The organism is Kitasatospora sp. NPDC047058 (assembly GCF_040643935.1).
In the GTDB taxonomy this organism is placed as follows: Bacteria; Actinomycetota; Actinomycetes; order Streptomycetales; family Streptomycetaceae; genus Kitasatospora.
Genome location: NZ_JBEYVJ010000835.1, coordinates 1 through 1,527 on the forward strand (window position 1 = coordinate 1; position 1,527 = coordinate 1,527).

Here is a 1,527-nt window from a genome sequence, read left to right on the forward strand (position 1 = left end):
GGCCGGCGAGGGAGGCGCCCACGATGACGATGCGCCCCTCGCGCCGCAGCTCCTCCAGCCAGCCGTCGCCGTTCACCGCCCACCACCTCCGTGGCCGTCGGCCTGCGCGCCGCCGACGGGCGCACCCGCCGCCCGCGCGTCCTGCTTCTCGTCCCCGTCGTCGACGAGGATCGCCTGGACCGGACAGGCCGCGACCGCCTGCGCGAGCCGCTCCCGTTCCTCGGCCCCGGCCCGCGGGGCGTAGAGCAGCGCCTCGTCCCCGTGCATCCTGAAGACGTCCGGCGCGAGGAACGCGCACTGCGCGTACCCCTGGCAACGATTGAGATCAACGACCACCCTCACCCGGGCACCACCCTCACGACACGCGGTCAACGTCCACGCCAGCGTCCGTCACCGCGGCCGCCGCCGCGCGTTGGGAGACCCCCATCGAGTGACCGACCCGGGCGCGGGCTCCGGTGCTCCGGCGCTCCGGCGCACCGGCCGTGGGTGGTCCGGCCGTGGGCGGTCCCCTACCCTGTGGCCGTGCCCCCCGCCGGTACCGGCTGCGGGCCGCGGGCGGCCTGCCCGGGCTGCACCGGCGGCGCGGTGTCGGGGTGCCGGGCGGCCTCGGCCGCGGTGTAGGAGGAGGCGAAGGTGAACGCACGCGGGGAGGGCCCGTTCGCCTGAAGGTCCGCCAGCCGCTCCAGGGCCTCGCCGACGGTCGGGAGGTGGCCGGCGGGCACCCACCAGAGCACCAGGTGCGCCGTGACGTGCCGTTCGAACCACGCGCGCCGCTGCCGCATCACCTCCAGGTGTCCGCTGCGGTACGTGAAGTCCCACAGCGCCTCCTGGCTCTCCCACACCGACATGTTGACGATGACGTCCTCGCCGGCCGGACGCAGGCCGGTGGCGTCGGCCGCCCCCTCCTCGGCGAGCCGCCACACGAAGCCGGGCGCGGTGTCCGCGGCGGCGTTCACCGGGTCGAGCATCTCGACGAACGGTGCCAGGCGCGGGTCGTCGAGCGGATGGCGGAGCGTGGCGACGTTGAGTTGGGCGAGGTGGGCGGCAGGCGCGGGTGCGGTCATGGACTCATCCCAGCACGGCCCTTATTTCTATGTCAATGATCATTGTCTTTAGAAGCCTCGACGACCACGCAGCACTCCCCCGGCCGGGCGTCCATCCGGGCGCGGACCGGACCGTCCGTGCCGAGCAACCCCTCCAGCAGCGCGAGGTTCATACCGCAGACCAGCGGCGGGAAGCGTTCGGCGACGGCGTGGAAGGGGCAGTTGCGCATCCGGACGACGCGCACGGCCGCCCCCTCCGCCGCCTCGACGCCTCCCGCACCCTGGACGTCTCCAGCGCCCTGGACGTCCCCGGCGTCCTCCAGGTGCGGTTCGTAGCCGCGGGCGGCCAGCACCTCCATGGCCTCGTCCAGACCGCCGCAGGGCGCCGGCCTCGACCCCGCCCCCGCCGTCCCAGCTGCCGCCGGAGCCCGAGCCGCTCTTCACGGTGCGCACCGCCATCATCCTCCTCGGGGGTGCCTTCATC

2 protein-coding genes and 1 pseudogene are annotated in these 1,527 nt (G+C 74.7%); all 3 read right to left on the minus strand.

Annotated elements, in window-relative coordinates:
• Positions 1-72: 72 nt before the first annotated feature.
• Positions 73-342 (minus strand): ferredoxin, encoded by a 270-nt coding sequence (locus ABZ885_RS40920; protein WP_360200259.1) that lies wholly within the window; start codon positions 340-342, stop codon positions 73-75.
• Between the two features lie 167 nt (positions 343-509).
• Positions 510-1,064: a DUF3291 domain-containing protein gene (locus tag ABZ885_RS40925; RefSeq protein WP_360200261.1), complete on the minus strand. Its 555-nt coding sequence runs from the start codon at positions 1,062-1,064 to the stop codon at positions 510-512.
• Positions 1,065-1,096: 32 nt separating this feature from the next.
• A pseudogene (locus tag ABZ885_RS40930) lies at positions 1,097-1,279 on the minus strand (transcriptional regulator); the annotation flags it as partial.
• Between the last annotated feature and the right edge of the window lie 248 nt (positions 1,280-1,527).

Bases quoted from the DNA above. Each gene is read 5' to 3' on its own strand.
- ABZ885_RS40925 (WP_360200261.1), bottom strand. From the start codon at position 1,064: ATGACCGCACCCGCGCCTGCCGCCCACCTCGCCCAACTCAACGTCGCC.